The 23,423-nt window shown below is 72.6% G+C and carries 22 protein-coding genes; 10 read left to right on the top strand and 12 right to left on the bottom strand.

Translation table 11 applies throughout. The annotated features are described in order from the left end of the window. Positions 1 to 3: 3 nt before the first annotated feature. The 3 genes from OHS59_RS36625 to OHS59_RS36615 are packed head-to-tail and all read left to right on the top strand — an operon-like array spanning position 4 to position 2,272. Positions 4 to 786 (top strand): LamB/YcsF family protein, encoded by a 783-nt coding sequence (locus tag OHS59_RS36625; protein ID WP_328497622.1) that lies wholly within the window; start codon positions 4 to 6, stop codon positions 784 to 786. Beyond that, positions 783 to 1,397: a 5-oxoprolinase subunit PxpB gene (pxpB, locus tag OHS59_RS36620; RefSeq protein ID WP_328497621.1), complete on the top strand. Its 615-nt coding sequence runs from the start codon at positions 783 to 785 to the stop codon at positions 1,395 to 1,397. The genes OHS59_RS36625 and pxpB overlap by 4 nt, the downstream gene beginning before the upstream one ends. Then, the gene (locus tag OHS59_RS36615; RefSeq protein WP_328497620.1) at positions 1,397 to 2,272 is read left to right on the top strand and encodes a biotin-dependent carboxyltransferase family protein; all 876 of its coding nucleotides are present in this window, start codon (positions 1,397 to 1,399) and stop codon (positions 2,270 to 2,272) included. Before pxpB ends, OHS59_RS36615 begins: the two co-directional genes overlap by 1 nt. 257 nt (positions 2,273 to 2,529) lie before the next feature. Here OHS59_RS36615 and OHS59_RS36610 read toward each other — a convergent pair whose 3' ends face one another. The 5 genes from OHS59_RS36610 to OHS59_RS36590 form a co-directional block, all read right to left on the bottom strand. Beyond that, a complete protein-coding gene (locus OHS59_RS36610) occupies positions 2,530 to 3,384 on the bottom strand; it encodes an SGNH/GDSL hydrolase family protein (protein ID WP_328497619.1) in 855 nt (284 codons plus the stop codon). Beyond that, the gene (locus tag OHS59_RS36605) at positions 3,381 to 4,580 is read right to left on the bottom strand and encodes a glycosyltransferase (RefSeq protein WP_328497618.1); all 1,200 of its coding nucleotides are present in this window, start codon (positions 4,578 to 4,580) and stop codon (positions 3,381 to 3,383) included. The genes OHS59_RS36610 and OHS59_RS36605 overlap by 4 nt, the downstream gene beginning before the upstream one ends. Beyond that, complete coding sequence (locus OHS59_RS36600) at positions 4,577 to 5,740, bottom strand: glycosyltransferase family 4 protein (protein ID WP_328497617.1); 1,164 nt, start codon at positions 5,738 to 5,740, stop codon at positions 4,577 to 4,579. Before OHS59_RS36600 ends, OHS59_RS36605 begins: the two co-directional genes overlap by 4 nt. 209 nt (positions 5,741 to 5,949) lie before the next feature. Then, entirely contained in the window at positions 5,950 to 7,368 is a 1,419-nt protein-coding gene (locus tag OHS59_RS36595) for a HEAT repeat domain-containing protein (protein ID WP_328497616.1), read from the bottom strand. A gap of 300 nt (positions 7,369 to 7,668) precedes the next feature. Next, entirely contained in the window at positions 7,669 to 8,061 is a 393-nt protein-coding gene (locus OHS59_RS36590; RefSeq protein ID WP_328497615.1) for an ankyrin repeat domain-containing protein, read from the bottom strand. 341 nt (positions 8,062 to 8,402) lie between these two features. On the opposite strand from OHS59_RS36590, the gene OHS59_RS36585 reads away from it, so the two are divergent. Together OHS59_RS36585 and OHS59_RS36580 are read left to right on the top strand one after the other, a co-directional pair. Beyond that, positions 8,403 to 8,597: a hypothetical protein gene (locus tag OHS59_RS36585; protein WP_114658195.1), complete on the top strand. Its 195-nt coding sequence runs from the start codon at positions 8,403 to 8,405 to the stop codon at positions 8,595 to 8,597. A gap of 37 nt (positions 8,598 to 8,634) precedes the next feature. Further along, the gene (locus OHS59_RS36580) at positions 8,635 to 10,218 is read left to right on the top strand and encodes a hypothetical protein (protein ID WP_328497614.1); all 1,584 of its coding nucleotides are present in this window, start codon (positions 8,635 to 8,637) and stop codon (positions 10,216 to 10,218) included. Positions 10,219 to 10,571: 353 nt separating this feature from the next. Here the strand turns inward: OHS59_RS36580 and OHS59_RS36575 are convergent, their stop codons facing one another. Next, complete coding sequence (locus tag OHS59_RS36575; protein ID WP_328497613.1) at positions 10,572 to 12,071, bottom strand: SCO1417 family MocR-like transcription factor; 1,500 nt, start codon at positions 12,069 to 12,071, stop codon at positions 10,572 to 10,574. A 101-nt stretch (positions 12,072 to 12,172) separates the two neighbouring features. Between OHS59_RS36575 and yczE the strand changes: the two genes are divergently transcribed. The 4 genes from yczE (at position 12,173) to OHS59_RS36555 (ending at position 15,668) form a co-directional block, all read left to right on the top strand. After that, positions 12,173 to 12,835: a membrane protein YczE gene (gene yczE, locus OHS59_RS36570; protein ID WP_328497612.1), complete on the top strand. Its 663-nt coding sequence runs from the start codon at positions 12,173 to 12,175 to the stop codon at positions 12,833 to 12,835. Further along, positions 12,832 to 13,599: a glycerophosphodiester phosphodiesterase gene (locus tag OHS59_RS36565; protein ID WP_328497611.1), complete on the top strand. Its 768-nt coding sequence runs from the start codon at positions 12,832 to 12,834 to the stop codon at positions 13,597 to 13,599. The genes yczE and OHS59_RS36565 overlap by 4 nt, the downstream gene beginning before the upstream one ends. 87 nt (positions 13,600 to 13,686) lie before the next feature. Then, the gene (locus tag OHS59_RS36560; RefSeq protein ID WP_328497610.1) at positions 13,687 to 15,039 is read left to right on the top strand and encodes an MFS transporter; all 1,353 of its coding nucleotides are present in this window, start codon (positions 13,687 to 13,689) and stop codon (positions 15,037 to 15,039) included. Positions 15,040 to 15,293: 254 nt separating this feature from the next. Then, positions 15,294 to 15,668 (top strand): RNA polymerase-binding protein RbpA, encoded by a 375-nt coding sequence (locus tag OHS59_RS36555; protein WP_003977404.1) that lies wholly within the window; start codon positions 15,294 to 15,296, stop codon positions 15,666 to 15,668. A gap of 426 nt (positions 15,669 to 16,094) precedes the next feature. On the opposite strand, the gene fxsA is transcribed toward OHS59_RS36555, so the two are convergent. The 4 genes from fxsA to OHS59_RS36535 all read right to left on the bottom strand — a co-directional run bounded on the left by fxsA (position 16,095) and on the right by OHS59_RS36535 (position 20,354). Beyond that, complete coding sequence (fxsA, locus tag OHS59_RS36550) at positions 16,095 to 16,685, bottom strand: FxsA family membrane protein (protein WP_328497609.1); 591 nt, start codon at positions 16,683 to 16,685, stop codon at positions 16,095 to 16,097. Between the two features lie 114 nt (positions 16,686 to 16,799). Further along, complete coding sequence (locus OHS59_RS36545; protein WP_328497608.1) at positions 16,800 to 17,567, bottom strand: polyprenol monophosphomannose synthase; 768 nt, start codon at positions 17,565 to 17,567, stop codon at positions 16,800 to 16,802. A gap of 503 nt (positions 17,568 to 18,070) precedes the next feature. Next, positions 18,071 to 19,759 carry an amidohydrolase gene (locus OHS59_RS36540; RefSeq protein ID WP_328497607.1) on the bottom strand — a complete coding sequence of 563 codons (1,689 nt, stop codon included), beginning with the start codon at positions 19,757 to 19,759 and terminating at the stop codon, positions 18,071 to 18,073. Positions 19,760 to 19,913: 154 nt separating this feature from the next. Then, a complete protein-coding gene (locus OHS59_RS36535; RefSeq protein ID WP_107019623.1) occupies positions 19,914 to 20,354 on the bottom strand; it encodes an Lrp/AsnC family transcriptional regulator in 441 nt (146 codons plus the stop codon). Positions 20,355 to 20,619: 265 nt separating this feature from the next. On the opposite strand from OHS59_RS36535, the gene OHS59_RS36530 reads away from it, so the two are divergent. Then, positions 20,620 to 21,057, top strand: coding sequence for a hypothetical protein (locus OHS59_RS36530; protein ID WP_328497606.1), 438 nt, complete (start codon positions 20,620 to 20,622; stop codon positions 21,055 to 21,057). A 45-nt stretch (positions 21,058 to 21,102) separates the two neighbouring features. Here OHS59_RS36530 and OHS59_RS36525 read toward each other — a convergent pair whose 3' ends face one another. Continuing rightward, positions 21,103 to 22,203, bottom strand: coding sequence for a phosphotransferase family protein (locus tag OHS59_RS36525; protein ID WP_328497605.1), 1,101 nt, complete (start codon positions 22,201 to 22,203; stop codon positions 21,103 to 21,105). A 57-nt stretch (positions 22,204 to 22,260) separates the two neighbouring features. Then, on the bottom strand, positions 22,261 to 23,385 hold the full coding sequence (locus OHS59_RS36520; protein ID WP_328497604.1) for a hypothetical protein: 1,125 nt from the start codon (positions 23,383 to 23,385) through the stop codon (positions 22,261 to 22,263). Positions 23,386 to 23,423: the final 38 nt, after the last annotated feature.

Raw genomic sequence — 23,423 nt, 5'->3', positions numbered from 1 at the left:
GTCATGACCTCCACCGGTACCCCTCTCGGTACCTCGATCGATCTCAACGCCGATCTGGGCGAGGGTTTCGGCCGCTGGCACCTGACCGACGACGAACAGCTGCTGTCCGTCGTCACCAGCGCCAACGTGGCCTGCGGCTTCCATGCCGGGGACGCCTCGACCATGCGGCGGGTGTGCGACCTCGCCGCCGAGCGCGGTGTACGGATCGGTGCCCAGGTCTCCTACCGGGACCTGGCGGGCTTCGGGCGACGCGCGATGGACGTGCCGCCCGACGAGCTGGCCGCCGAGGTGGCGTACCAGATCGGTGCCCTGGAGGTCTTCGCCCGCGCGGCGGGCGCGCGCGTGGCCTACGTCAAACCGCACGGGGCGCTCTACAACCGCGTCATGCACGACGCGGAGCAGGCCGAGGCGGTCGCGGCAGGGGTGCTCCTGGCCGACTCCACGCTGCCGGTGCTCGGCCTGCCCGACTCGCGGTTCCTCGTCGTGGCGGCCGCGGTGGGCCTGCCGGTCGTCACGGAGGCGTTCGCGGACCGCGCGTACACCGAGGCGGGCACACTCGTGCCTCGCCGCTTGAAGGATGCGGTGATCACCGATCCCGGCGCCGTCGTGGAACGCTCGGTGGGTCTCGCCCGTTCTGGTGTCGTCACGTCCCTCTCTGGCCGTGACATCGCCGTACGGGCCCGGTCCCTGTGCCTGCACGGCGACACGCCCGGCGCGGTGGACCTGGCCCGCCGGGTCCGCGCACGGCTGGAAGATTCGGGCGTCCGCGTCGAGGCGTTCGTATGAGGGCACTGCCGGTCGGCGACCGTGCCCTGCTCGTCGAGGTGTCCACGGACGAGGAGGCACAGGCCCTGCACGCCGATCTGCTCCGCCGTCGCGCGGAGGGTTCCCTCTCCGTGCGCGAGATCGTGCCCGCCGCCCGCACGGTCCTCCTCGACGGTCTCGACGACCCGTCCCGGCTGGCCGCGCAGCTGTCCGTCGCACGTCTCCCGCCCGTGCCGCCGCCCGCGAAGGACGTCGTGGAGATCCGGGTACGCTACGACGGCCCCGACCTCGCGGACGTCGCCGAACTCTGGGGCGTGTCCCCGGACGAGGTGGCGCGCGTCCACGCGGCTGCCGAGTTCCGCGTCGCGTTCTGCGGGTTCGCTCCCGGCTTCGGCTATCTGACCGGGCTCCCGGAGCGCTACGGCGTACCCCGGCGCGCGACACCCCGTACGACGGTCCCGGCGGGTTCTGTCGGCCTCGCGGGCCCGTACACGGGCGTGTACCCGCGCTCGTCGCCGGGCGGCTGGCAGCTGATCGGCACGACGGACGCCGTCCTGTGGGACCACGCGCGGGTGCCGGCCGCGCTGCTGTCGCCGGGCACGCCGGTCCGCTTCGTCCCGGTGGACTCCTGATGACGGACCGCGCGCTGGTCGTCGTACGGGCCGGGGCGCTGACCACGGTGCAGGACCTGGGACGCCCGGGCCACGCGCACCTCGGGGTGCCGCGCTCCGGGGCGCTGGACGCGCCCGCCGCCGCCCTGATGAACCGGCTCGTCGGCAATCCGCCCGAGGCGGCCCTCCTGGAGACGACACTCAACGGTTGTGACCTGCGGCCGCGTTCGGCGGTCACGGTGGCCGTGGGGGGCGCCCCGTGCCCCGTCGCCGTGGACGGCCGCCCGGCCGCCTGGGGCGCCCCGGTGCACGTACCCGGCGGAGCACTGCTGTCGGTGGGACCTGCGGTCTCCGGAGTACGCGCCTACGTGGCCGTCTCGGGCGGGGTGACCGTCGAACAGGTGCTGGGCAGCCGCTCGACCGACCTCCTCTCGGGCCTCGGCCCGCCGCCCCTCGTCGCCGGAGCGGTGCTCCCCCTGGGGAAGCCGTACGACATCCCCGCGCGCGTGGACGTCGTTCCGCAGCCGTCCCCACCGGCCGAACTCGTCCTGCGGGTGATCCCCGGCCCACGCGACGACTGGTTCACGGCCGCGGCCTGGCACACGTTCACCACGCACACCTACCGGGTGTCCTCGGCGAGCAACCGCATCGGCCTGCGCACGGAGGGGCGCGCCCTGGAGCGGGCGATCGGCGGCGAACTGCCCAGCGAGGGCATGGTCCTGGGCGCGGTCCAGGTCCCCCCGGACGGCCGCCCGGTCGTCTTCCTGGCAGACCACCCGACCACCGGCGGCTACCCGGTGATCGCAGTGATCCACCCCCAAGACCTCCCCCCCACGGCCCAGGCCCCCCCGGGCACCCCCATCCGCTTCGTCCCCACTGGCAGCCACACGACCTAGGTACGCGGGCAACGGCGTAGTCTCTTGGCCTTCAAGGGCGCGGGCAACGGCGCAGTCTCTTGGCCTTCAAGGGCGCGGGCAACGGCGCAGTCTCTTGGCCTTCAAGGGCGCGGGCAACGGCGCAGTCCTTTGGCCCTCAGGGGCGCAGGGAACGGCGCAATCCTTTGCCTTTGAGGGGCGCGGGGAACGGCGCGGCCAGCCCCCACCCACCCGCACCCCACAATCAGCCTCACCCAGGCGGAGCCACACGCGAAGCGTCACACCGCATCGGCCCGATCCGCCACCGCAAGACCGGCCAACGCAGAAGCCACCGCCCGTGCAGCCACAAGATCAAGCCGCACGCCAGTGCCCCGCACCCGATGCCGAACCTCCGCCGCGGCCAGCCCGAGAAGCTGCGGCAACAGATCGGTGCACCGCCGAGCCACCCACCCGGTCCCGGCGGTGGCCAGCCACCAGAGGCTCGCCGACCGCGTGGGCCCGGGAAACTCCGGCTCGGGACAAGGCACGGGCCCGGTGGCCACCCCCGTCTCCGCCAACAGCGCGTGGAAGTGGAGCGCGAGCTGCCGATGCCCCCGCTCCCCCGGATGCAGCCGGTCGGCGCTCCACATGCCCCGGTCGGCGACCCAGTCGCCCTCCGCGGCATGCAGATGCACAGCCCCGTACCGCGCGGACAGCGCGTGCACGACCGCGTTCACGGCCCGCTGGCGCCGGGCGAGCGGCCGGGCGAGCGCCCCCGGCAGCCCCAGCATCGCCCCGGGGTCGGGCAGACAGGCGGTGAGCAGGACGGCGCCCTGTCCGGTGAACGCCGCGTACACCTCGTCGAGCCGCTCGGCCACGGCGTGGATGTCGAAGGTGCACCGCAGGGTGTCGTTCACGCCGATGACGACCGAGGCGAGGTCCGGCCGTTCGGCGAGCGCCGCGGGCAGCTGGCGTTCCAGGACGTCGCGCGTCTGGGCGCCGCTGACCGCGAAGTTACGGAACTCCACCGGCGCCTCCGACGGGCTCAGCCCCGCGGCGAGCAGCGCGGCCCAGCCGCGCCACCCCTCACCCACCGGATCGCCCACTCCTTCCGTCAGGGAGTCGCCCAGCGCCACGAACCGCAGGGGTCTCATGCGACACCTTCCCTGGGCCGTGGCACGGAACGGACGACGGCGGCGGGCATCGAGTCCCGCGGTCCCACACGGACCGGCGCGTCGTGCGCCGTGAGGAAGGCCTCCACGGCGGCCGGCCACCCGAAACAGGCGGCACGCGCGCGTGCCGCCTCCCGGCGCTCGTTCTCGGGCCGGTCCATGAGCATCCTGACCGCGGCGCCGAAGGCCGTTCCGGTGTCCGCGGCGGTGGCTCCGGCGGAGCCGATGACCTCCGGGAGGGCGGAGGAGGCGCTGGCGACGACGGGCGTGCCGCAGGCCATGGCCTCCAGGGCGGCGAGTCCGAAGGTCTCCGCGGGCCCGGGCGCCAGACAGACGTCGGCGGAGGCCTGCAGCCCGCCGAGGAGCGCGCGGTCGGCGACGTGCCCGAGGAAGGTGACCGGCAGCCGCCGCTCGCGCGCCCGCTGTTCGAGCCGGGCCCGCAACGGCCCCTCACCGGCCACGACCAGCACCGCGCGCTGCCCGCTGCGCATCAGTGCCTCCAGTGCGTCCAGTGCCGTACCGGGCCGCTTCTCGACGGACAGCCTGGAGCACATCACCAGCAGCGTCTCGTCCACGTGCGCGTACCGGGCCCGGAGCGCCGGGTCCCGCAGCGCGGGGTGCCGGCCCTCCAGATCGACGCCCAGCGGGGCGCGTACGACATTGCGTGCGCCGATGCGGACGAACTCGCGCTCCGCGAACTCCGTGGTGCACACGACGCGCGCGTAGTGGTGCGCGGTACGGAGGTTGATGGCGTCGGAGGTGCGCCGGGCCAGGCCGGGCGGCATGCCCCAGGTGCGCAGCACGCCGTCGGCGGTCTCGTGGGAGACCATCACCGCGGGCACCCGGGCGCGTCGCGCCCAGACGCCGGTCCAGCGCAGCGTCGTACGGTCGGAGACCTCCAGGCGGTCGGGTGCGAGCGCCTCCAGGAGCGCCGCCACGCGCCGTCTGTCGGTGAGGACGCGGTAGCCGCCGGTGCCGGGGAGCAGCGGGCCCGGCAGGGTGATGACGCGCCCCTGTTCGGTCTCGCGGTCCGAGGCGCGCTCGCCGGGCACGATCAGTACGGGCCGGTGTCCGGCCGCCTGGTAGCCGGCGCCCAGTTCGCGCAGCGCGGTCCGCAGGCCTCCCGAGGTGGGGGCGACGAAGTTGGCGAGCCGCACGATGCTCAGGGACCCGCTCATGCCGCCACCACCGCCCGGCCGGCCAGGACGTCCGTGTAGTGCTCGATGAGCGCGTCCCCGACGGCGGCCCAGGTACGGCCCTCGACGGTACGCCGTGCCTCGGCGCCGTAAGCGGCCCGCAGGGCGGGGTCGGCGGCGAGCGACCACACGGCGTCGCGCACGGCGGCCTCGTCGCGCGGTGGGACGAGCAGTCCGGTGCGCCCGTGCGCCACCAGGTCCAGCGGGCCGCCCGCGGCGGGGGCGACGACGGGGACGCCGCTGGCCATCGCCTCCTGGACGGTCTGGCAGAAGGTCTCGAACGGTCCGGTGTGCACGAAGACGTCCAGGGAGGCGAAGATCCGGGCGAGTTCGTCGCCGGTGCGGCGCCCGAGGAAGACGGCCCCCGGCAGCGCCTGGTCCAGGCTCGGCCCGCTGGGGCCGTCGCCCACGACGACCACGCGGACGCCCGGCAGACCGCAGGCGCCGCCGAGGAGTTCGATCTGCTTCTCGGGGGCGAGCCGGCCCACGTAGCCGACGATCAGTTCGCCGTTCGGGGCGAGTTCACGGCGCAGGGCCTCGTCCCGGTGCCGCGGCCGGAAGCGGACGGTGTCGACGCCCCGCGGCCACAGCCGCACCCGGGGCACACCGTGCGCCTCCAGGTCGTGCAGAGCGGCGCTGGACGGGGCGAGCGTGCGGTCGGCCGCGGCGTGGACGGAGCGGATGCGGCGCCAGGCGGCGGCCTCGCCCGTGCCCATGTACGTACGGGCGTAGCCGGCGAGGTCGGTCTGGTAGACGGCCACGGCGGGGATGCCGAGCCGGCCGGCGGCGGCCATGCCGCGGACGCCGAGGACGAAGGGGCCGGCCAGGTGCACGATGTCGGCGCGGTGTGCGGTGATCGCGGCGGCGACGCGTCGGCTGGGGAGGGCGACGCGGACCTGGGGGTAGCCGGGGAGCGGGAGGGACGGGATGCGGACGACGGGGCACGGTGCGGAGGCGTCGGACCCGGTCCCGAAGGAGGAGTCCGACTGTTCGGAGGGGGCCGAGAGCTTGGGGGAGGTTGCCGGAGCGACGACGACGGGGGTGTGACCGCGCTCGACGAGGTGCCGGGCGGTCTGGAGCGCGCAGTGGGCCACGCCGTTCACATCGGGGGGAAAGGACTCGGTGACGATGACGACACGCATACGGGTGTTGTCGTCGTGCTGGACGTGGCCGCGTCAACGTGGATCTGTCCGGACGAGGAACGTCCCATGAGCGTTGTGCTCCGCACGCCCCCGCATCACGAACCGGTCACGCTCCGGCGTCCGGGCCCGTACCGACGGGATACGGGCCGACGACGAAACGCTCACCCGCCGGTCGCGCACGGCGCTCCGCACGGCTGCCGCGCGCGGTCTCACACGGCGGACGCGTCCGGTCCGATGCGGCTGCGGACCGCGGTCTGTACGTCGGCCTCTTCGGCCGGATCGGCGGCGAGCCGGCGGAGCTGGTCGACCACTCGGGCGTCCCCGGTCTCGGCGTGCCGTGCGGCCACCTCTCGGGTGGTCTCCTCGCAGTCCCACAGGCATTCGACGGCGAATCCCGCGGCGAAGGAGGGATCGGTGGCGGCCAGCGCCCGAGCCGCACGCCCCCGCAGATGGGAGGAGGCCGTCTCGCGGTAGACGTGCCGCAGGACGGGCGCCGCCCCTGCGATACCGAGCCGTCCGGCGCCGTCGACGAGGGTCCACAGCGTCTGCGCGTCAGGGCCTTCGCCCCGTACGGCTTCGCGCAGGGCGCCCAGGACCAGTTCGCTGTCCTGTGCGCCGCCCCGGCAGGCGAGGACGCGTCCGGCGGCCTCTCCCAGGGCGTCGGGCCGGTGGGCCCAGCCGCGGGCCCGTTGCACGGCGGCCACGCTCCGCATGCGTTCGAAGGCGTCCAAGGCGGCGTCCACGACGAGCCGTGAGCCGGAGGCCTGCGCGGCCTCCACCAGGTCGAGGGCGTCGGGATCATGGCTGTCGGCGAGATAGCGCAGAGCTGTGCAACGTGCGCCGTCGTCCCCGGTGCGGGCGGCCTCGACGATCTCGGGGCGGTCCTCGGGTCCGGCGACGGCCGTCAGGCAGCGAGCGGCGGGCACATGGAGTGCGGCTCCGCGTTCGATGCCCTGCTGGGCCCACTCGAAGACGGCCCGCACGCTCCATCCGGGGCGTGGCCCGGTGGGTCGCATCTGCTGCTGCCAGCGGTCGAAGGAACCGCTTTCACCGGCGGCACGCACCCGCGCGGCGATCGATTCGCGGGGATCGTCGGCCCACAGCCGCCAGGGCCGGGGTTCGAAGGAGTCCCGGACGACCGCCGCCAGCTCGGCCTCGCCCTCGGGATCGGTGGGGAACCGGGCGAGCACGGGGGCCGCGAGCGCGCGCAGACCGGCGTCGTCGTCGCGCAGTGCCAGTTCGTCGAGGGCCCAGGCCCAGTTGGCGCCGCAGGCGGCGTACCGCCGCAGCAACTCCAGGGCGTCCCGCCTGCCGTACGAGGCGAGGTGGCCGAGGACGGCGAGCGCGAGGCCCGTGCGTGACTCGTCGGTGTCGAGCACGTCCGCCGCGTCGAAGAGGTGCGCCTCGATCTCGTCGAGGCCTCCGCCCAGGTCGAGGTGGAGACGGGCGTAATAGAGAGAGCGGTTCTCCACCTGCCAGTCGTGGCGGGGGTCGCTCAGCACGCAGTGGTTGAGCGCCGCGAGCGCTTCGGCCCGCGGTGCGGTGAGCGCGTGCAGCGTGCCGTCGCCGCGGCCCCTCTGGAGCAGGCCGAGCAGCGTACCGCTGGGCGCTATGACCGGATCGAACATGGGAAACAGCCTCACATCAAGCGTCGACGCAACCGGGGTCCTGCTCTACCTGGCCACGTGACAACACGTCGGGGCGCCCGCCGTTTCCTGCTTGCTGTAGACCATGTTCCTCTGCCTCTCGTCGGTGGCCCGTACGGGCCGCTTCACGGTCCGCGCGGTGCGGCAACACCTGCCCAGCCATCGCGTCCGTGAATCACGACGTCATGATGACCCAGCGGTTCTCGCTGCCGCGACCGCATTTCCGGCGGCCCCGTTCCGCCTCCCCCAAAAAAGCTGTTTCGCCTGGTCAAGGCGGATGGTTCAGTGTGCTCCGAACAGGTCGAGCAGTTCGGCCTTCGCGAACATGCGGGCCGTGTCGACGGCGGAGGGAGTCCCCGCCGAGGGGTCCGCGCCCGCGTCGAGGAGGACGCGGATGACGGCGTCCTCGCCCTTGAAGACGGCTCCGGCGAGCGGAGTCTGGCCTCGGTCGTTGATACGGTCCGCCTCCGCCCCGCGCTCCAGGAGGGCGCTCACGGCGTCGGCGTGACCGTGGTAGGCGGCGAGCATCACGAGCGAGTCGCCGCGGTCATTGGTGAGGTTGGCCGGAACACCCGCGTCGACGTACGCCACGAGCGCCTCGGTCCGCCCCTGCCGGGCCAGATCGAAGATCTTGGTCGCCAGCTCCACGACCTCGGGGTCGGGGGCTTCACTCATCGACGGGACCGCCTCTCTCTGCGGGACTCTCACTGCTGGACCGCTGTGCATCACAGCGACGACGAACAGGACTGCGGGAACGTGCGGCCGCCAGCGGTGCGACCGTACGGGTGAATCGCCAGAGTACTGGCTTCGCGGGCACATGACCCGGCCCACCGGAGGCAAAGATCACCACGAAACCGGCAAATCACCAAGGGGGCCACCGAGGGACCCCGCCGAGCGGAGCCATCGGGGTGAAATAAGCAGTATTTCACCCAGTTGCACCTTTTATCGTATGGATACATCCTGTGAGCCTGGAAGTACTCATGGTGACTGTCCCCATCGATCCAGGAGAAACTCTCATGATCCTGTCCATGTCAGGCGTGGTCCTGCTCGGCATCATCGTCTTCCTCTTCTTCCGCAAGGACGGCCTCAAGGCCTCGCACGCGATGGTCTGCGCCCTCTTCGGCTTCTACCTCGCGGGCACGGCCATCGCCCCGAGCATCACGGCCGGCGGCGCGAGCCTGGCCGGACTGCTCGGCGGGATCAAGTTCTGACCCCCATCCCGTTCGCACGCACCTCCAGGAGACAGCAGTGGCCCGGCGCCCCCTCCCCCGCATTCTGAGCACCGGCAGCGCGCAGATCGCCCGCAGCCGGGACCTGGCCCGGACGGCCGCCGACAGCGCCACCGACGTCCTCCACCCGCTGATCACCATCAGCCGTGGACTGCGTCGGCTGGCGGGCGCCGGCCGGCGCAGATGGGCGGACACCCCCAAGGACCGGCGCGGTCCGCTGCTGTTCCTGGTGGCCTCGGTCGTCCTGATCGTGGCCCTCATCCCGTACGGGCCGCTGCTCGCCGTCATCACCCTGATGGCGGCGGCCGCATGGCAGGGCAGGGACCGCACCCCGCCCGCGCCGACCGGCCCCGACGACGCGCAGAGCAAGCGCCTGGAGTCCCTCTACGAGGCGCTCGTCCCGTACTTCTCCGTCCCCGAGGACCCGGCGCCGCTCTATGCCCACGGCGGCGAGTGGAACAAGGCCTTCGACTCGTACGAGTTCGACGACACGGGCCGGGTCTCGCAGCTGTCCGTGCGGTACCCCGCCTACTTCACGGACGGGGAGGCGGACTCCCGGGCCCGTATCGAGCAGTTGCTGCACGCCAAGTCGGGCCGCGGCCGGGAGTACCGCTTCGCGTGGGACGAGGAGAGCAACCAGCTCTCGGTCTCCGTCCTGCCGCCGCTCGCCACCGACGTCGCCGCCCAGCGGTTCGTCACGGCTCCGGGCGAGACCGTCCTCGGCTTCACCGACCCGGCCGGTGTCCGGCGCACGCTTCCGCTCGCCTTCGGCCAGGAGCAGCGGGACGTCCCCCCGGTGGTCTGGCGTACCGGTGTGCGCTCCACCGAACCGCATCTGCTCGCGGTCGGCGGCCCCGGCAGCGGCACGACCACGCTGCTGCGCTCGATCGCGCTGCAGGCCCTGCGGCACGGTGACGTACTGATCGTCGAGGGCGGCGGTACGGGCGAGTACGCGTGCCTGACGGGGTGCGACGGCGTCCTGGGCATCGAATGCGGCCTGTCCGGCGCACTGGCCGCCCTCGAATGGGCGGCGCACGAGACGGAGCGCCGTCTCATCGCGGCGAACCGAGCGCGGCAGGCGGGCCTGACCCCGCCGGAGGACACCCGGCGCCCTCTGTGGCTCCTCCTGGACCGGCCGAGCGCGCTCGGCCACCTCGCGGCGGCCGACAGCCGCAGTGATCCGCAGACCCTCCTCCAGACTCCGTTGCGCCACGGCCGGGCGGCCGGTGTCACGGTCGTGGTGGCCGAGCAGTTCGACGCCGTGGAGTCGCTCGGCGAGACGGTACTGGGGCACACACGCGCGCGTGTCGTCCTCGGTCAGGCGTCGGCGCGTCAGCTCGAAGCGGTGCTCGGGGTGCCGCCGCACACGACTCCCACGCCCGACGTGCCCGCCGGCCGTGGTTACGCGCGGCTGGGCGCGGGCCCGGTCCATCGCCTCCAGGTGCCGGCGACCCCGGACCCGTACGACGAGGCGACTAGCGAGACCCATCGCCGGGCGGTGCTCGGTCTGCTGCCCGGCCACACGACGCCGGCGGACGCGACACCGGTACCCGCCGCACACGTCACGGCCCCGGGCCCGCTGAGCGTGGCCGCCGAAGGCTGACCCCGGTCCGGCGCCACAATTCGGCCGCCCGTCCACCGTGGTCGGCCGCGCAGTTCCCCGCGCCCCTAAAAACCAAAAGACTGCGCCGTTCCCCGCGCCCCTAAAAGGGCCGCACCCCACCCGCACATGACACCCACCCAGGGGCGCGGGGAACGGCGCAGCCAACCACAACGCACCCACACGTGAAAGCCGACCTCAACCCCCACCCACCCAGGGGCGCGAGGAACGGCGCAGCCAACCACAACGCACCCGCACGTGAAAGCCGACCTCAACCCCCACCCACCCAGGGGCGCGAGGAACGGCGCGGCCAACCACAACGCACCCGCACCCGCAATCCCGACCGGAGGTCACTGTCACGCCACGAACGTGCGTGGCGTCTCCGTCCCCCCGTGCGCGCCGCTCGCAACCATCCGCGCCGCCGCCGCCAACCGCGCAGCGGCCTCGTCGGCGACCGCCCCGCCGACCGTGAACGGCAGCCGCACATAGCCTTCGAAGGCCCCGTCCACCCCGAACCGGGGCCCCGACGGCACCCGTACGCCCACCCGTTCACCGACCTCGGCCAGCCGCGACCCGGACAGACCCCCCGTGCGCACCCACAGGGTGAGTCCACCGCGGGGCACGTCGAACTCCCAGTCGGGCAGTTCCCGGCGCAGCGCCCCCACCAGCGCGTCCCGGTTCTCGCGGGCCTGGTTACGCCGCACGTCCACGGCCTGCTCCCAACCACCCGTGCTGAGCAGCCAGTTGACGGCAAGCTGTTCCAGGACGGGGGTGCCGAGGTCGGCGTAGGCGCGGGCCGCGACCAGGCTGCGGATCACGTCGGGCGCGGCGCGGACCCAGCCGATCCGCATCCCGGCCCAGAAGGCCTTGCTGGCAGAACCGACCGTGATGACCGTCGACCCGGCCGGGTCGAACCCGCAGACGGGGCGCGGCCGTTCGAGCCCTTCGGCCAGGTCCAGTTCACTCATGGTCTCGTCCACGACCAGCACGGTGCCGGCGGACCGCGCGGCGTCGACGAGCTGCCGCCGCTGGTCCTCGTCGGCGAGCGCGCCGGTCGGGTTGTGGAAGTCGGCGACGACATAGGCGAGCCGGGGGGCCGCGTCACGCAGCACCTGCCGCCAGCGGTCCATGTCCCAGCCCGCGAGCCCCTCGGCCATGGCGACGGGCACCAGCCGGGCACCGGCCTCGCGCATCAGCTGAAGGATGTTGGCGTACGAGGGCGACTCGACGGCGATGCGTTCCCCGCGAGGGGCGAAGAGGTGACAGATGGCGTCGATGGCGCCCATGGCCCCGGTGGTCACCATGATCTGCTCGGGCATGGTGGGAATGCCGCGCGCGGTGTACCGCTCGGCGAGGGTCTGGCGCAGCGCGGGCAGCCCCGCCGGATAGTCGCCGTGCGTGTGGGCGTACGGCGGCAGCTCCTCCAGGGCGCCCTGGACGGCGCGGGTGAGCCAGGGTTCGGGGGCGGGCAGGGCGGCGCAGCCCAGGTCGATCATGGAGCCGAGGGTCTCGGGCGGCAGGGGTTCGAGGCCGCGCGCGGGCAGCGGGTTCCCCGCCGGTACGGCGGTCCAGCTGCCCGCTCCCCTGCGGGACTCCAGGAAGCCCTCGGCGCGCAGTGCCTCGTAGGCGGCGGCCACGGTGGTGCGGCTGACGGACAGGGAGAGGGCCAGTTCGCGCTCGGCGGGCAGACGCGCGGCCACGGGAACCCGGCCTTCGAGGACGAGCAGCCGGACGCCGTCGGCGAGGGCGCGGTAGGCGGGCGGCCGACGCGTGCCGGGGCCCGCGGGGCGCTCCTGCTGTGAGTTGAGCAGCCGGGCGAGCTGAGCGGCCCCCACCGCCGAAGTCCACTGCGCCATGATTACCGGTCCACCTCTGTCGAATTGGCCATGGATAAGATCTCTTTCCAAGCCACAGAGTGCCATGAGTCAGTCCACTACCACCACCAGGGAGGCACACCTTGCCCACTCCGCCGTCGGGGCACCTCACCCGCCGACTCCTCCAGCTGTACGCGGGTCTGGCCCTGTACGGAGCGAGTTCGGCCCTCCTCGTGGAGGCGGGTCTGGGCCTGGAGCCCTGGGGTGTGCTGCATCAGGGCCTCGCCGAACGGACCGGGCTGACGATCGGCGTCGTGTCGATCGTCGTGGGGGCCGTCGTCCTTCTCCTGTGGATCCCGCTGCGCCAGCGCCCGGGCCTCGGCACGGTGTCCAACGTCTTCGTGGTCGGCATCGCGATGGACGGCGCGCTCGCCCTGCTGCCGGACGTGCACGCCCTCGCGATCCGGGTCCCGCTGATGGTGGCGGGCATCGTGCTCAACGGTATGGCGACCGGCCTCTACATAGCGGCCCGCTTCGGTCCGGGCCCGCGCGACGGCCTGATGACCGGCTTCCACCGGCGCACCGGCCGCTCGATCCGCCTGGTGCGCACGACCCTCGAAGTGGCCGTGGTCGCGACGGGCTTCGTCCTCGGCGGCACGGTCGGCGCGGGCACGGTCCTGTACGCGGTGACCATCGGACCGCTGGCCCAGTTCTTCCTGCGGGTGTCCGCCGTCCCCACGGCATCACCGGGCGGCAGCGCGGTCGTTGCCACCGGGCCATCAAAGCGGGCGATACTGCGCGGGTGATCTCGCACATACGCCACCCCTACCTCGACCATCCCGGGCCCATAGCCTTCGCCCACCGGGGCGGGGCCGCCGACGGCCTGGAGAACACCGCGGCCCAGTTCCGCCGCGCGGTCGAGGCCGGCTACCGGTACATCGAGACCGACGTGCACGCCACGGCGGACGGAAAACTCGTCGCCTTCCACGACTCGACGCTGGACCGGGTGACCGACGGGGCGGGCCGGATAGCGGACCTCCCCTGGGACGACGTGCGGCACGCGCGCGTGGCGGGCGCCGAGCCGGTCCCCCTGTTCGAGGAGCTGCTGGAGGCCTTCCCCGACATCCGGTGGAACGTCGACGTGAAGGCGGAGCCCGCGCTGCGCCCGCTCCTCGACCTGATCGGGCGCACCGGCTCCTGGGACCGCGTCTGCGTCGGCTCCTTCTCCGAGGCCCGGGTCGCCCGCGCCCAGCGGGTGGCCGGCCCCCGCCTGGCGACCTCGTACGGCGTCCGGGGCGTCCTGGGGCTGCGCCTGCGGTCGTGGGGACTGCCCGCCGCGCTGCGGAACTCGGCGGTCTGCGCCCAGGTGCCCGAGAGCCAGTCGGGCGTCCCGGTGGTCGACCGCCGCTTCGTGCGCGCGGCCCACGCGCGCGGGCTGCAGGTCCACGTGTGGACGGTCAACGAACCCGAGCGGATGCACCGCCTTCTGGACCTGGGAGTCGATGGCATCATGACCGATCACATCGAGACGCTGCGCGGGGTCCTGCGGGACCGTGGCGCCTGGGCCTGACGGTCCGGCGCACCGCGCGGCGTCCGCGTACGGGGACACGACAGAGCGTTCCGCGTACAGGGACACGACGGGGAAGCGAGGGCACGGGTGGGCACCGACACCGTGCGGGAACGGGCGGCCGACGGGGCCGCCGAACGGCGGCGCGAGCAACGCGGCTGGTACTTCTACGACTGGGCGTGTTCCGTCTACTCGACGAGCGTGCTCACCGTGTTCCTCGGCCCCTATCTGACCTCGGTGGCCAAGGCCGCCGCGGACGCGGACGGATTCGTGCACCCGCTGGGGATCCCCCTGCGCGCGGGCTCGTTCTTCGCCTACTCCGTGTCCGCGTCCGTGATCCTGTCGATCTTCGTGATGCCGCTGGCGGGCGCGGCGGCCGACCGCAGCGGCCGCAAGAAGCCGCTCCTCGCGCTCTCGGCCTACCTGGGCGCCGCGGCCACGGCGGGCATGTTCTTCCTGGACGGCGACCGCTATCTGCTGGGCGGCCTCCTGCTCATCGTGGCCAACGCCTCGCTGGCCGTCTCGATGGTGCTCTACAACTCGTATCTTCCGCAGATCGCCCCGCCAGAGGAGCGCGACGCCGTCTCGTCGAGGGGCTGGGCCTTCGGCTACGCGGCGGGTTCGCTGGTCCTGGTGGCGAACCTGGTGCTCTACACCGCCCACGACAGCTTCGGCGTCTCGGAGGCGATGGCGGTCCGCATCTGTCTGGCCTCGGCGGGCATCTGGTGGGGCGCCTTCACCCTGATACCGCTCAAGCGGCTGCGCGACCGGCGCGCGCCGTCGGGTTCCGCGGACAGGTTCGCGCCCGGCTGGCGGCAACTGGCGGCGACCGTGCGCGACATGCGCCGCCAACCGCTCACCCTCGCCTTCCTCCTGGCGTACCTCGTCTACAACGACGGCATCCAGACGGTCATCTCACAGGCCTCCGTGTACGGGTCCGAGGAACTGGGCCTCGACCAGTCGACGCTGATCGTCGCCGTACTGCTGGTCCAGCTGCTCGCGGTGGCCGGCGCCCTCGGGATGGGCCGGCTGGCCCGGACGTACGGCGCCAAACGGATCATCCTCGGGTCCCTGGTCGCCTGGACCCTCACGCTGGCCGCCGGATACTTCCTGCCCGCGGGAGCGCCCGGCTGGTTCTTCGTGCTCGCCGCGGGCATCGGGCTCGTCCTCGGCGGCAGCCAGGCGCTGTCCCGGTCCCTGTTCTCGCACCTGGTGCCGCCCGGCAAGGAGGCCGAGTACTTCTCGGCGTACGAGATGAGCGACCGCGGGATGAGCTGGCTGGGCCCGCTCCTGTTCGGTCTGACCTACCAGCTGACGGGCAGCTATCGGGACGCGATCATCTCGCTCGTTGCCTTCTTCGTGCTGGGATTCGTCCTGCTCGCGCGGGTACCCGTGCGGCAGGCGGTGCGCGACGCGGGTAACCCCGTTCCCGCGAGGATTTAGCACTCGGGGCCAAAGGGCGGTAGTGTACGCGTTTGGCCTGCCAGGCGTACCGTTACTGCGCGTCAAAGATGCCGCAACACCGGGTCACATCTGCTGTCAGATGTGACAAACCGGGCGCAGGTGGGTACTACAAGGGCGGCTACGACGGCGACGCACGACCCGGAACGGGAATCTTTACCGCCGACCGGACGTTGACCGGATGACGACGACAGCGACACCTGTCCTGTGGGCGACAAGCCCGGGAGGCACGATTCATGAGTGAGCGAGCTCTTCGCGGCACGCGCCTCGTGGTGACTAGCTACGAGACGGACCGCGGCATCGACCTGGCCCCGCGCCAGGCCGTGGAGTACGCATGCGAGAAGGGCCATCGATTCGAGATGCCCTTCTCGGTGGAGGCGGAGATCCCGCCGGAGTGGGAGTGCAAGGTCTGCGGGGCCCAGGCACTCCTGGTGGACGGCGACGGCCCTGAAGAGAAGAAGGCCAAGCCCGCGCGTACGCATTGGGACATGCTGATGGAACGGCGTACGCGAGAGGAGCTCGAAGAGGTCCTCGAAGAGCGCTTGGCCGTGCTTCGATCCGGAGCCATGAACATTGCGGTCCACCCTCGGGACAGCCGCAAGTCCGCGTAGCCCCTCCGGGGGTTGAGCGGCATACAGCGCACGCACGCGACCGCGGGCGCCGTACCTTTGGGTACGGTTCCTGCGGTTCTGTGCGTTTGCGTGGGGCTCGGTTTTTCGGGTGCCGGCCATTCTGGGGCTGGGGGCCGTGCGCAGTTCCCCGCGCCCCTGAAGAACGACCAACCGTCCGGCAGTCTTCGCGGGTGCGGGTCCGCCGTGGCTGATCGCGCCGTTCCCCGCGCCCCTAAAAGACTGCGCTGTTCCCCGCGCCCCTGAGCAGCCCAGCCCCTCCGGCGCATGTGGAGCAGGAGGGTGGGGGCGGAGCCCCTGAGCTCTCAGCCCCTCCGGCGTTTGAGGAGCGGGGGTTCGGGGGCGGAGCCCCCTGGTTGTTACGGGGTGGGTAGGGGCGGCGGGGGCGGAAGACCCCCTGCCGGGGCCTCAGCCGGTCAGCGGCGGGTGTGAGCCCGGGTTGTCCCGGCGGTCCCGCGGCGCGTCCTCGCGGATCACCTCGCCCTGCACGACCTTCCCGTCGGGCCGATGAATCCGCGCCTGCTGAAACGCGCTGCCGAAGGACCCCGAAGCCTCCCGCACCTTGCGCTCGAACGTCCGCTCCGCATACCGGCCCAGCGCCTTCTGTACCGGCGGCACCAGCAGAAGCAGCCCGAGCGCGTCGGAGATCAGCCCCGGCAGCATCAGGAGGAGTCCCCCGAGCATCATCAGGCCGTTGCCCTCGGAATTGGCCCGGCCCTCAGGCAGCGCCCCGCTCTGCTGCTGTTGCAGCGTCTCGCTCAGCGCACGGAAGGCCCGCCGACCGGCCCGCTTGATGACCACGGACCCGAGGACGAACCCGGCGATCAGCAGCACCACCACCGCGAAGCCGCTGGCCGCGCCCGCCACCACCGTCAGCAGCCAGATCTCCAGCACGAGCCACGCGGCGACGCCCAGCGGCAGGAACCTCAGCAGCCGGGAGCGCCGGGGCCGACCGGAGGAAGCGGAGGAGGAGGGCGGGATCGATGCGCCAGTCGTCATGTCTCCAGTGTGCCTGGCCAGGGCTCAGTACGACATAAACAGGAGATCAGCCCCACCTGTGCGCCTCGCCTGGGGGCCTGGGTGCCCGTGGGACTCGGCCGGAACGGACGAGCCTCAGGGCTGCTTGCGCCCCAGCACTCGCCCGGCCCGCTCCCCCACACCCCACGTGGTGACCCGCCACAGGGCCTCCACCAGGATGTCGCGGCTCATCTTGGAGTCACCCAGTTCGCGCTCGACGAAGGTGATCGGCACCTCGACCACGTGACACCCGGCTCTCACGGCCCGGCGGGCCAGGTCGACCTGGAAGCAGTAACCCTGCGAGGAGACCTCTCCGAGGCCGAGGCGCTCCAGGGTCTCGCGCCGGAAGGCCCGATAGCCGCCGGTGACGTCACGGATCGGCACGTCGAGCAGGACGCGCGAGTACAGGCTTCCGCCGCGCGAGAGGAACTCACGGGACTTGGGCCAGTTCACCACCCTGCCGCCCGGCACCCAGCGGGATCCGAGCACCAGATCGGCCCCCTTGAGGGCGGTCAGCAGCCGGGGCAGTTCCTCGGGCTGGTGCGAGCCGTCGGCGTCCATCTCGACGAGGACCCCGTACCCGTGTTCCAGGCCCCAGGAGAAGCCCGCGAGGTAGGCGGCGCCGAGGCCTTCCTTGCCCTTGCGGTGCAGCACGTGGACGTGGTCGTCCTCGACGGTCAGCTCGTCGGCGAGTTTGCCGGTGCCGTCGGGGCTGTTGTCGTCGGCGATCAGGACGTGCGCCGCGGGCACGGCGGCCCGCACCCGGCCGACGATCCTCTTGATGTTCTCCGCCTCGTTGAAGGTCGGGATGATCACCAAGGTCGTGCCGAGCGGACCGAAATGTCGCTCAACGCCGTCGTTCACAGCTTCCCCTTAAGACTTCCGTGCGAAGGGGCACCACCATAGCGAGCGTCGCTCTTCACGCAGGTAAGGCGCCGACTTGAAAGTCTCGCAGAGAGGGTCGGAACTGCGGATCGGGGCCCGGCGCCCTTCGGGCCGACCTGGGACCCGCTGGCTGCGGGTCGACCGAAAGCCGTTGTCTACTGAGCGTCCGGGCCCCACCCGGGTCACACCATCCGGCCGGAACGTTCCCTCGCCCCGTGGCACGGTCGCTGGGCCTGGCTCCCAGTGGTGGTGCGCCGGTGCGGCACACCACCCCTGACCCAACTGCGCTGCGGCGACTGCGCGGAAGTTCACCGGTCGGACGTCCGGTGGTGGACCCGGCCGAACCTACCGGCCACCTGCCGCTCACTGTCAACAGTCGTTCCACCTGCGGGTTTTCCATCAAATGCCTGGTCAGCGCCGAGGATGCGCAGGTCGCGCGACGCGCCGCCGGGCCATGATCGGCTCCGCGCCACCCCGGGACATCACTCGTCCGGCCGTACGAATACGGTTCGACCGTCCACCACGGTACGCAGACAGACGGGCAGGCCCGCGCCGGGTGACAGGTCGGGCAGTCCAGGGGTTCCGGAGCGGGGGTCGGTCGACCAGCGGGCCACCCGGTCGTCCGGGGCCTGGACCACGAGTTCCTCGGTGCGCCACACGGCGTAGTCCGCGGGCGCGCCCGGCACCAGGGACCCCCCGTCGTCCCGTCCGACCGCCCGCCAGCCGCCCCGCGTGTGCGCCGTGAAGGCGGCGCGGACGGACACCCGGTGCTCAGGAGTTCGATGGAAGGCGGCGGCACGGATCGTGCCCCAGGGGTCGAGCGGCGTGACGGGGCTGTCGGAACCGAAGGCGAGCGGCACGCCGGCCCGCAGCAGGGCCGCGTAGGGGTTGAGCGTGCGGGCGCGCTCGGCACCCAGGCGCTCGGCGTACATGCCCTCCTCGCCGCCCCACAGCGCGTCGAAGGCCGGCTGGACGGATGCGGTGAGGCCGAGGTCGGCGAAACCGGCGATCGTCCCGGGCGTGAGCATCTCGGCGTGCTCGACGCGGTGCCGGGCGGCGCGTACGCGGGCCAGACCGACCTTCTCGGCGGCTGCGCGCATACCGTCGACCACCGAGGCCACGGCGGCGTCTCCGATGGCGTGGAAGCCCGCCTGGAGCCCCGCCTCGGTGCACGCCACCACATGGGCGGCGACGGCAGCGGTGTCCAGGTAGGCCGTGCCGGTGTGGTCCGCGTCGGTGTACGGCCGGTGCAGACAGGCCGTGTGCGAGCCGAGGGCGCCGTCCACGAAGAGGTCGCCCGCCGCGCCTGCGGCTCCCAGGGCGAGGGCCTTGGTGACGTCCTGCTCGGCCCAGTAGCCGACGACACGGGGGCCGGCCTCTTCGGCGGCGAGCCGCAGCAGCCCGGTGAAGTCGTCCTCGGAGGAGATCTCCGGGCCCGCGCACTCGTGCACGGAGCCGATGCCGAGCGAGGCCGCGTGCCGCAGGGCCGCGCGCTGGGCCTCCGTGCGCTGCGCCGGCGTCACGGCCGCGAACGCGGCGGCGCGTACGGCGTGATGGGCGTCGCGGGTGAGCGGTTCGCCGTCCTCGAACCCGGCCGCCCCGCGCACGCCCGGCGCCAGGTCGAGCATGGCCGTGGTGGCGACGGCCGAGTGGACGTCGATGCGGCTGAGGTAGAGCGGGCGGCCGCCGGTGGCCTCGTCGAGCTCGTCGCGCCGCGGGGGCCGCCGCTCGGGCCAGCGGGACGCGTCCCAGCCGTGCCCGAGAAGCACCCGGTCGGCGGGGCGGGAGGCCGCGAAGTCCCGTACGCGGGCCAGCGCGTCGCCGAGGGCGCGGGCGTCGGAGAGGTCGAGGCCGGTGAGGGCGAGGCCGGTGGCCGTGGTGTGCACGTGCGCGTCGGTGAACGCCGGGGTGACGAGCGCCCCTTCGAGGTCGACCACCTCGTCCACGCCGTCCGAGAACGCGTCGGCGGCGCCCTCCGAGCCGACCCAGGCGACCTGTCCGCGTTCCACGACCATCGCGGTGGCGAACGGGTCGGCGGGGCTGTGCACTTCGCCGCCCCGCAGCAGCAGGGTCCGCGCTCCGCGGGAGCCGTCGTCCTGACCGGACGGTGTCGTACGTGGTGTGCCCGAGGGGGTGCGGCTCGGCTCGGGTTCGGTGGTGCTCTCACTCATGGACAACAGTCTCGCCCCTCGGCAGCGCGACCCGGTCAGCGGGGCGCAGCCCCCGGGGGGAGCGAGGCCGTGCCCGTATGCGGCTCCGCCGCGGGGCGCGAGCAGCCACCATCGGCCCGCAGACGCAGGAGCCGACCTTGGTGAAGACCCCGCCTCAGATCTTCGGCGGCCGGGCCTCGTACGGCGTCGAGAGGACCACCGTCGTCCGCGTGGACACCCCCGCCAGCGAGCGCAGGCGCGCGAGCAGCTCCTCCAGCTCGTGCGGTGTCGCGACACGGACCTTGAGGATGTAGTTCTCGTCGCCGGCGACGCTGTGGCAGGCCTCGATCTCCGGGACCCCCGCCAGCCGTTCGGCGATGTCGTCCGGGGCACTGGGGTCGAAGGGTTTCACCGAGATGAAGGCCGTCAGCGGCAGTCCCACGGCCTCCGGGTCGACGACCGCGGCATACCCGCGGATGACGCCCCGCTGCTCCAGCCGGCGCACCCGCTGGTGCACGGCCGACGTGGACAGGCCCGTGGCCTTGCCCAGGTCGGTGTAACTCATCCGCCCGTCTTCGACGAGCAGCTGCACGATGTGGCGGTCCAGCTCCTCCATGGCGGAGAACCTACAGTGCCCTTGATCCCCCCGTGTACTCAGCTGCGCAGGTCATACCCGCTTTGTGATGTGGACGGGGCGGTCCCGCGGCATGCGCGGGGTACAAACCAGCCGGGTCGGGCACCTGCGGGCAGCATGTGACGAACGCCACATGGCACCGCCGGCTTCCGTGATGTTCTCGTGATTACCGCGGAGACGGGACGGGAAGTGCTTGCTGTGGCCGAGGTCGCAGCACCTTGTCGGCCCATCCAAGGGGGAGTAACCCATGCAGAGTCTGAAGCGTCTTGGTCGTACCGCGTCCAAGCGGCAGCAGCCGGTTGTGGAGCCCGAGCCGGAGGGCGTCGAATCTGACGCCCTGGACGGCGAGGAGCTCGACGCGTACGACACCTTCGAGATGTACCGGGTGATCTGCCCGGACTGCGCGCAGCCCATCGCGCTGCTGGCCGACGAGGAGAGCCTGCCGGAGCACGCGCTCTGCGCGTCGCCGTGGAACCCCTTCGGGCTCACGGTCTGCGCCGGTACGGGCCGCGCGGCGGCCGACGCCCAGCCCGCCGACGAGACGATGGAAGCCCAGGAGCAGGAGATGGCCCTGCTGTTGACGCTCCCTCAGGGACTCGACTGGCGGACCCAGCCCTTCTCGCACGTCGGAGGCCCCGGTTCGCGGCCCCGGCAGGTGCCGGTGATGCGGCGCGAGGCCGCCTAGAACGTGCACTGACCCTTCTCGGCCCGGTCCCCGCCGAGGGGGTCCTCATTCCCGGTAACCGCCCCGCACCATGGCTCGCAGGCTGTCATGGTGCAGGATCAGTGTGTCCGGATCCGCCGGGACGTCGGCCTCGCCGAAGTGCACCTGGCGGTAGGCGACGCGCAGCATGACGACGGCGTGCCGCAGTGCCGCGTACAGGATGTGGAAGTCCATGTCCCGCGGTGGGTGGCCGGTGAGTTCGGCATAGCGCGCCTCCACCCGGTCCCTGCTCAGGAAGCCGGGCAGTCCGCGCTGTCCGAAGCTCTCCGTGAGGTCCTGGAAGAAGCGGTGCAGGTAGATCATCCAGCCGAGGTCGACCTCGCGCGGTGCCAGTGCCGCCATCTCCCAGTCGAGCACCGCGACGGGCTCGAAACCGTCGTAGATGACGTTCCCGATGCGTGCGTCGCCCCAGCTGATCACCGTCTCGCCCTCGTCCCGCGGCCAGAGCGTGTCGAGCCGGTCGAAGGCGGCCTCGATGAGGGGCGAGCGTGACAGCCCGTCGACCACCCATGCGTAGTAGGCGCGTTGGGCCTCGACGTGGCTCCGCAGAGGGCTTCCGTCTCCGGGGGACGCGAGGAAACCGGCCTCCTTCACCGGGACCTGGTCGTGCAACCGGGCGAGGAGTCCGACCGAGGCCGTCTCCAGCCGTTCACGCTCGGCCCCGCTCGCCGCGTGCAGCCAACTGCCCTCGTAGGTATAGGGCATGACGTCGGGCGGTACGCGTCCCTCGACGCGTTCCATGACGAAGAAGGGCGCCCCGAGCGGGCCCGGATCCTCCTCCAGCCACAGCACCCGCGGCACCGGGACGTCCGTGCGGTCCGCGACCAGCCGCATGGTGCGGTACTGGCGCGGCAGGTCGTAGACCGGGAAGACGGTGTACGCCGCCGGGTCCGCCGCGAGCCGCAACGCGCAGGCACGACACGGTGGTTGGGGGTGTTCGATGTCGAAGAGCAGGGTCTCGCTCGACAGTCCGTTGGACGCGGGGACGCGGACGTCGACCGCTCCGGCGCCGGGCAGCCGGCCGGCGAGCCAGGCGGTCAGCCGTCGTGCGAGCTCCTCCGGGTCACGGGTCGTCGTGCGGGGCCGGGGACGGGGTGCGGTCGCCATCTCTCCACTCCTTCATGTCCGTCGCGCCCTGCGCTTCCTGCACGTCCTCGACGCTGTTCACGGCGCGACCGAGTCGAAGCCGGTGAAGCCGCTCGGGTCGTGCCGTCCGAACGAGCCGTGCTCGAAGATCCCGTACCCGGTCCGCCCGTCGAGGGTGAAGCGGGCGGCGTGGTCGGTCACCCCGTACGCGGCGAGCCCGAGTACGGCCGGGTCCGAGAGGTCGTACGTGCGGCGGTCGGTCCAGCCCCTGCCCTGCCAGGTGCCGTGCTGCCAGTCCTCGGCGGGCGGGTAGCCCGCGCCGACGGCGAGCGGGGAGGAGGCCAGGATCTCGACGCCCAGTTCGAGCGGCTTGCGGGGATCACCGAGGTGGACGGTCGCGCGCTCCGGGTGGCGGGTGCCGCTCCGGTAGGCGATCTCCGCCTGGGGCCAGCCGAGTTGGCGGTCGCGCTGCCCGGCACGTACGAGTGTGGCGTCGTTCAGGGTCCGGTGGCCGTCGGCGTCCTCCTGGGTGACGACCATCAGGAATCGGTCCTCGAAGCGGACGGGACACCAGAGCCAGTGGAAGCCCTCGGTCCGGTGTTCCTCGGCCAGCCTGCCACCCTCCTCACCGGGGAGCGGACGCGTGCCCCAGCTGCGGTCGCGGGTGCCGGTCCAGCCGCCGTCCGACAGTCGCGTCTCCTCCCCCGCGACCTTGATCCAGCCGTCGCACCGGCCCGCCTGGACGAACCGCCTGCCCTCCAACGTGAGCCGGGCGCCCCGGCGTTGGACGTGATGCGGTTCCCACAGCGCGGGGAAGTCCGCGGACCAGTGGATCTCGTACGACAGTCCGTCCGGGTCGTCGGGATCGGCCGCGCAGCTCAGGACGAAGTTCTTCAGGGGGCGTTCGACGTGGATCCGGAGCGGGCCGACGGCCGGCCTCATCCGCTCGTCGTCGTCGAGGGCGTCCGAGGCGCGCACGGCGTGCAGGGTGTCCCCGACACGCAGGGTGGCGTACGCGTCGATGACGCCCATGTTCGGATAGACCCCGAGCCCCAGGACGAGCAGGGCGCGGCCCTGATGGTCGAAGACGTGGAAGATGCACCGGTCGTAGGCGTTCCGGTCCCCTGTCGCCACGTGCTTCATCGAAAGGGGGACCTGGTGCACGGGGTACTCGTCGAGGGCTACGGGACGGTCGTCGGGCATCGGCTGCCTCCCGGGGCACGCGGCACGGGGGAACTGAC

The organism is Streptomyces sp. NBC_00414 (assembly GCF_036038375.1).
GTDB lineage: Bacteria > Actinomycetota > Actinomycetes > Streptomycetales > Streptomycetaceae > Streptomyces.
The sequence above is the reverse complement of the archived record's forward strand: the minus strand, read 5'-3'. Positions and strand labels throughout refer to the sequence as shown.

Excerpts from the sequence above, each read along its gene's own strand:
- OHS59_RS36625 (WP_328497622.1), top strand. The coding sequence starts at position 4 with ATGACCTCCACCGGTACCCCTCTCGGTACCTCGATCGATCTCAACGCC.
- pxpB (WP_328497621.1), top strand. The coding sequence starts at position 783 with ATGAGGGCACTGCCGGTCGGCGACCGTGCCCTGCTCGTCGAGGTGTCC.
- OHS59_RS36615 (WP_328497620.1), top strand. The coding sequence starts at position 1,397 with ATGACGGACCGCGCGCTGGTCGTCGTACGGGCCGGGGCGCTGACCACG.
- OHS59_RS36610 (WP_328497619.1), bottom strand. The coding sequence starts at position 3,384 with ATGAGACCCCTGCGGTTCGTGGCGCTGGGCGACTCCCTGACGGAAGGA.
- OHS59_RS36605 (WP_328497618.1), bottom strand. The coding sequence starts at position 4,580 with ATGAGCGGGTCCCTGAGCATCGTGCGGCTCGCCAACTTCGTCGCCCCC.
- OHS59_RS36600 (WP_328497617.1), bottom strand. The coding sequence starts at position 5,740 with ATGCGTGTCGTCATCGTCACCGAGTCCTTTCCCCCCGATGTGAACGGC.
- OHS59_RS36595 (WP_328497616.1), bottom strand. The coding sequence starts at position 7,368 with ATGTTCGATCCGGTCATAGCGCCCAGCGGTACGCTGCTCGGCCTGCTC.
- OHS59_RS36590 (WP_328497615.1), bottom strand. The coding sequence starts at position 8,061 with ATGAGTGAAGCCCCCGACCCCGAGGTCGTGGAGCTGGCGACCAAGATC.
- OHS59_RS36585 (WP_114658195.1), top strand. The coding sequence starts at position 8,403 with ATGATCCTGTCCATGTCAGGCGTGGTCCTGCTCGGCATCATCGTCTTC.
- OHS59_RS36575 (WP_328497613.1), bottom strand. The coding sequence starts at position 12,071 with ATGGCGCAGTGGACTTCGGCGGTGGGGGCCGCTCAGCTCGCCCGGCTG.
- OHS59_RS36555 (WP_003977404.1), top strand. The coding sequence starts at position 15,294 with ATGAGTGAGCGAGCTCTTCGCGGCACGCGCCTCGTGGTGACTAGCTAC.
- fxsA (WP_328497609.1), bottom strand. The coding sequence starts at position 16,685 with ATGACGACTGGCGCATCGATCCCGCCCTCCTCCTCCGCTTCCTCCGGT.
- OHS59_RS36540 (WP_328497607.1), bottom strand. The coding sequence starts at position 19,759 with ATGAGTGAGAGCACCACCGAACCCGAGCCGAGCCGCACCCCCTCGGGC.
- OHS59_RS36535 (WP_107019623.1), bottom strand. The coding sequence starts at position 20,354 with ATGGAGGAGCTGGACCGCCACATCGTGCAGCTGCTCGTCGAAGACGGG.
- OHS59_RS36530 (WP_328497606.1), top strand. The coding sequence starts at position 20,620 with ATGCAGAGTCTGAAGCGTCTTGGTCGTACCGCGTCCAAGCGGCAGCAG.
- OHS59_RS36525 (WP_328497605.1), bottom strand. The coding sequence starts at position 22,203 with ATGGCGACCGCACCCCGTCCCCGGCCCCGCACGACGACCCGTGACCCG.
- OHS59_RS36520 (WP_328497604.1), bottom strand. The coding sequence starts at position 23,385 with ATGCCCGACGACCGTCCCGTAGCCCTCGACGAGTACCCCGTGCACCAG.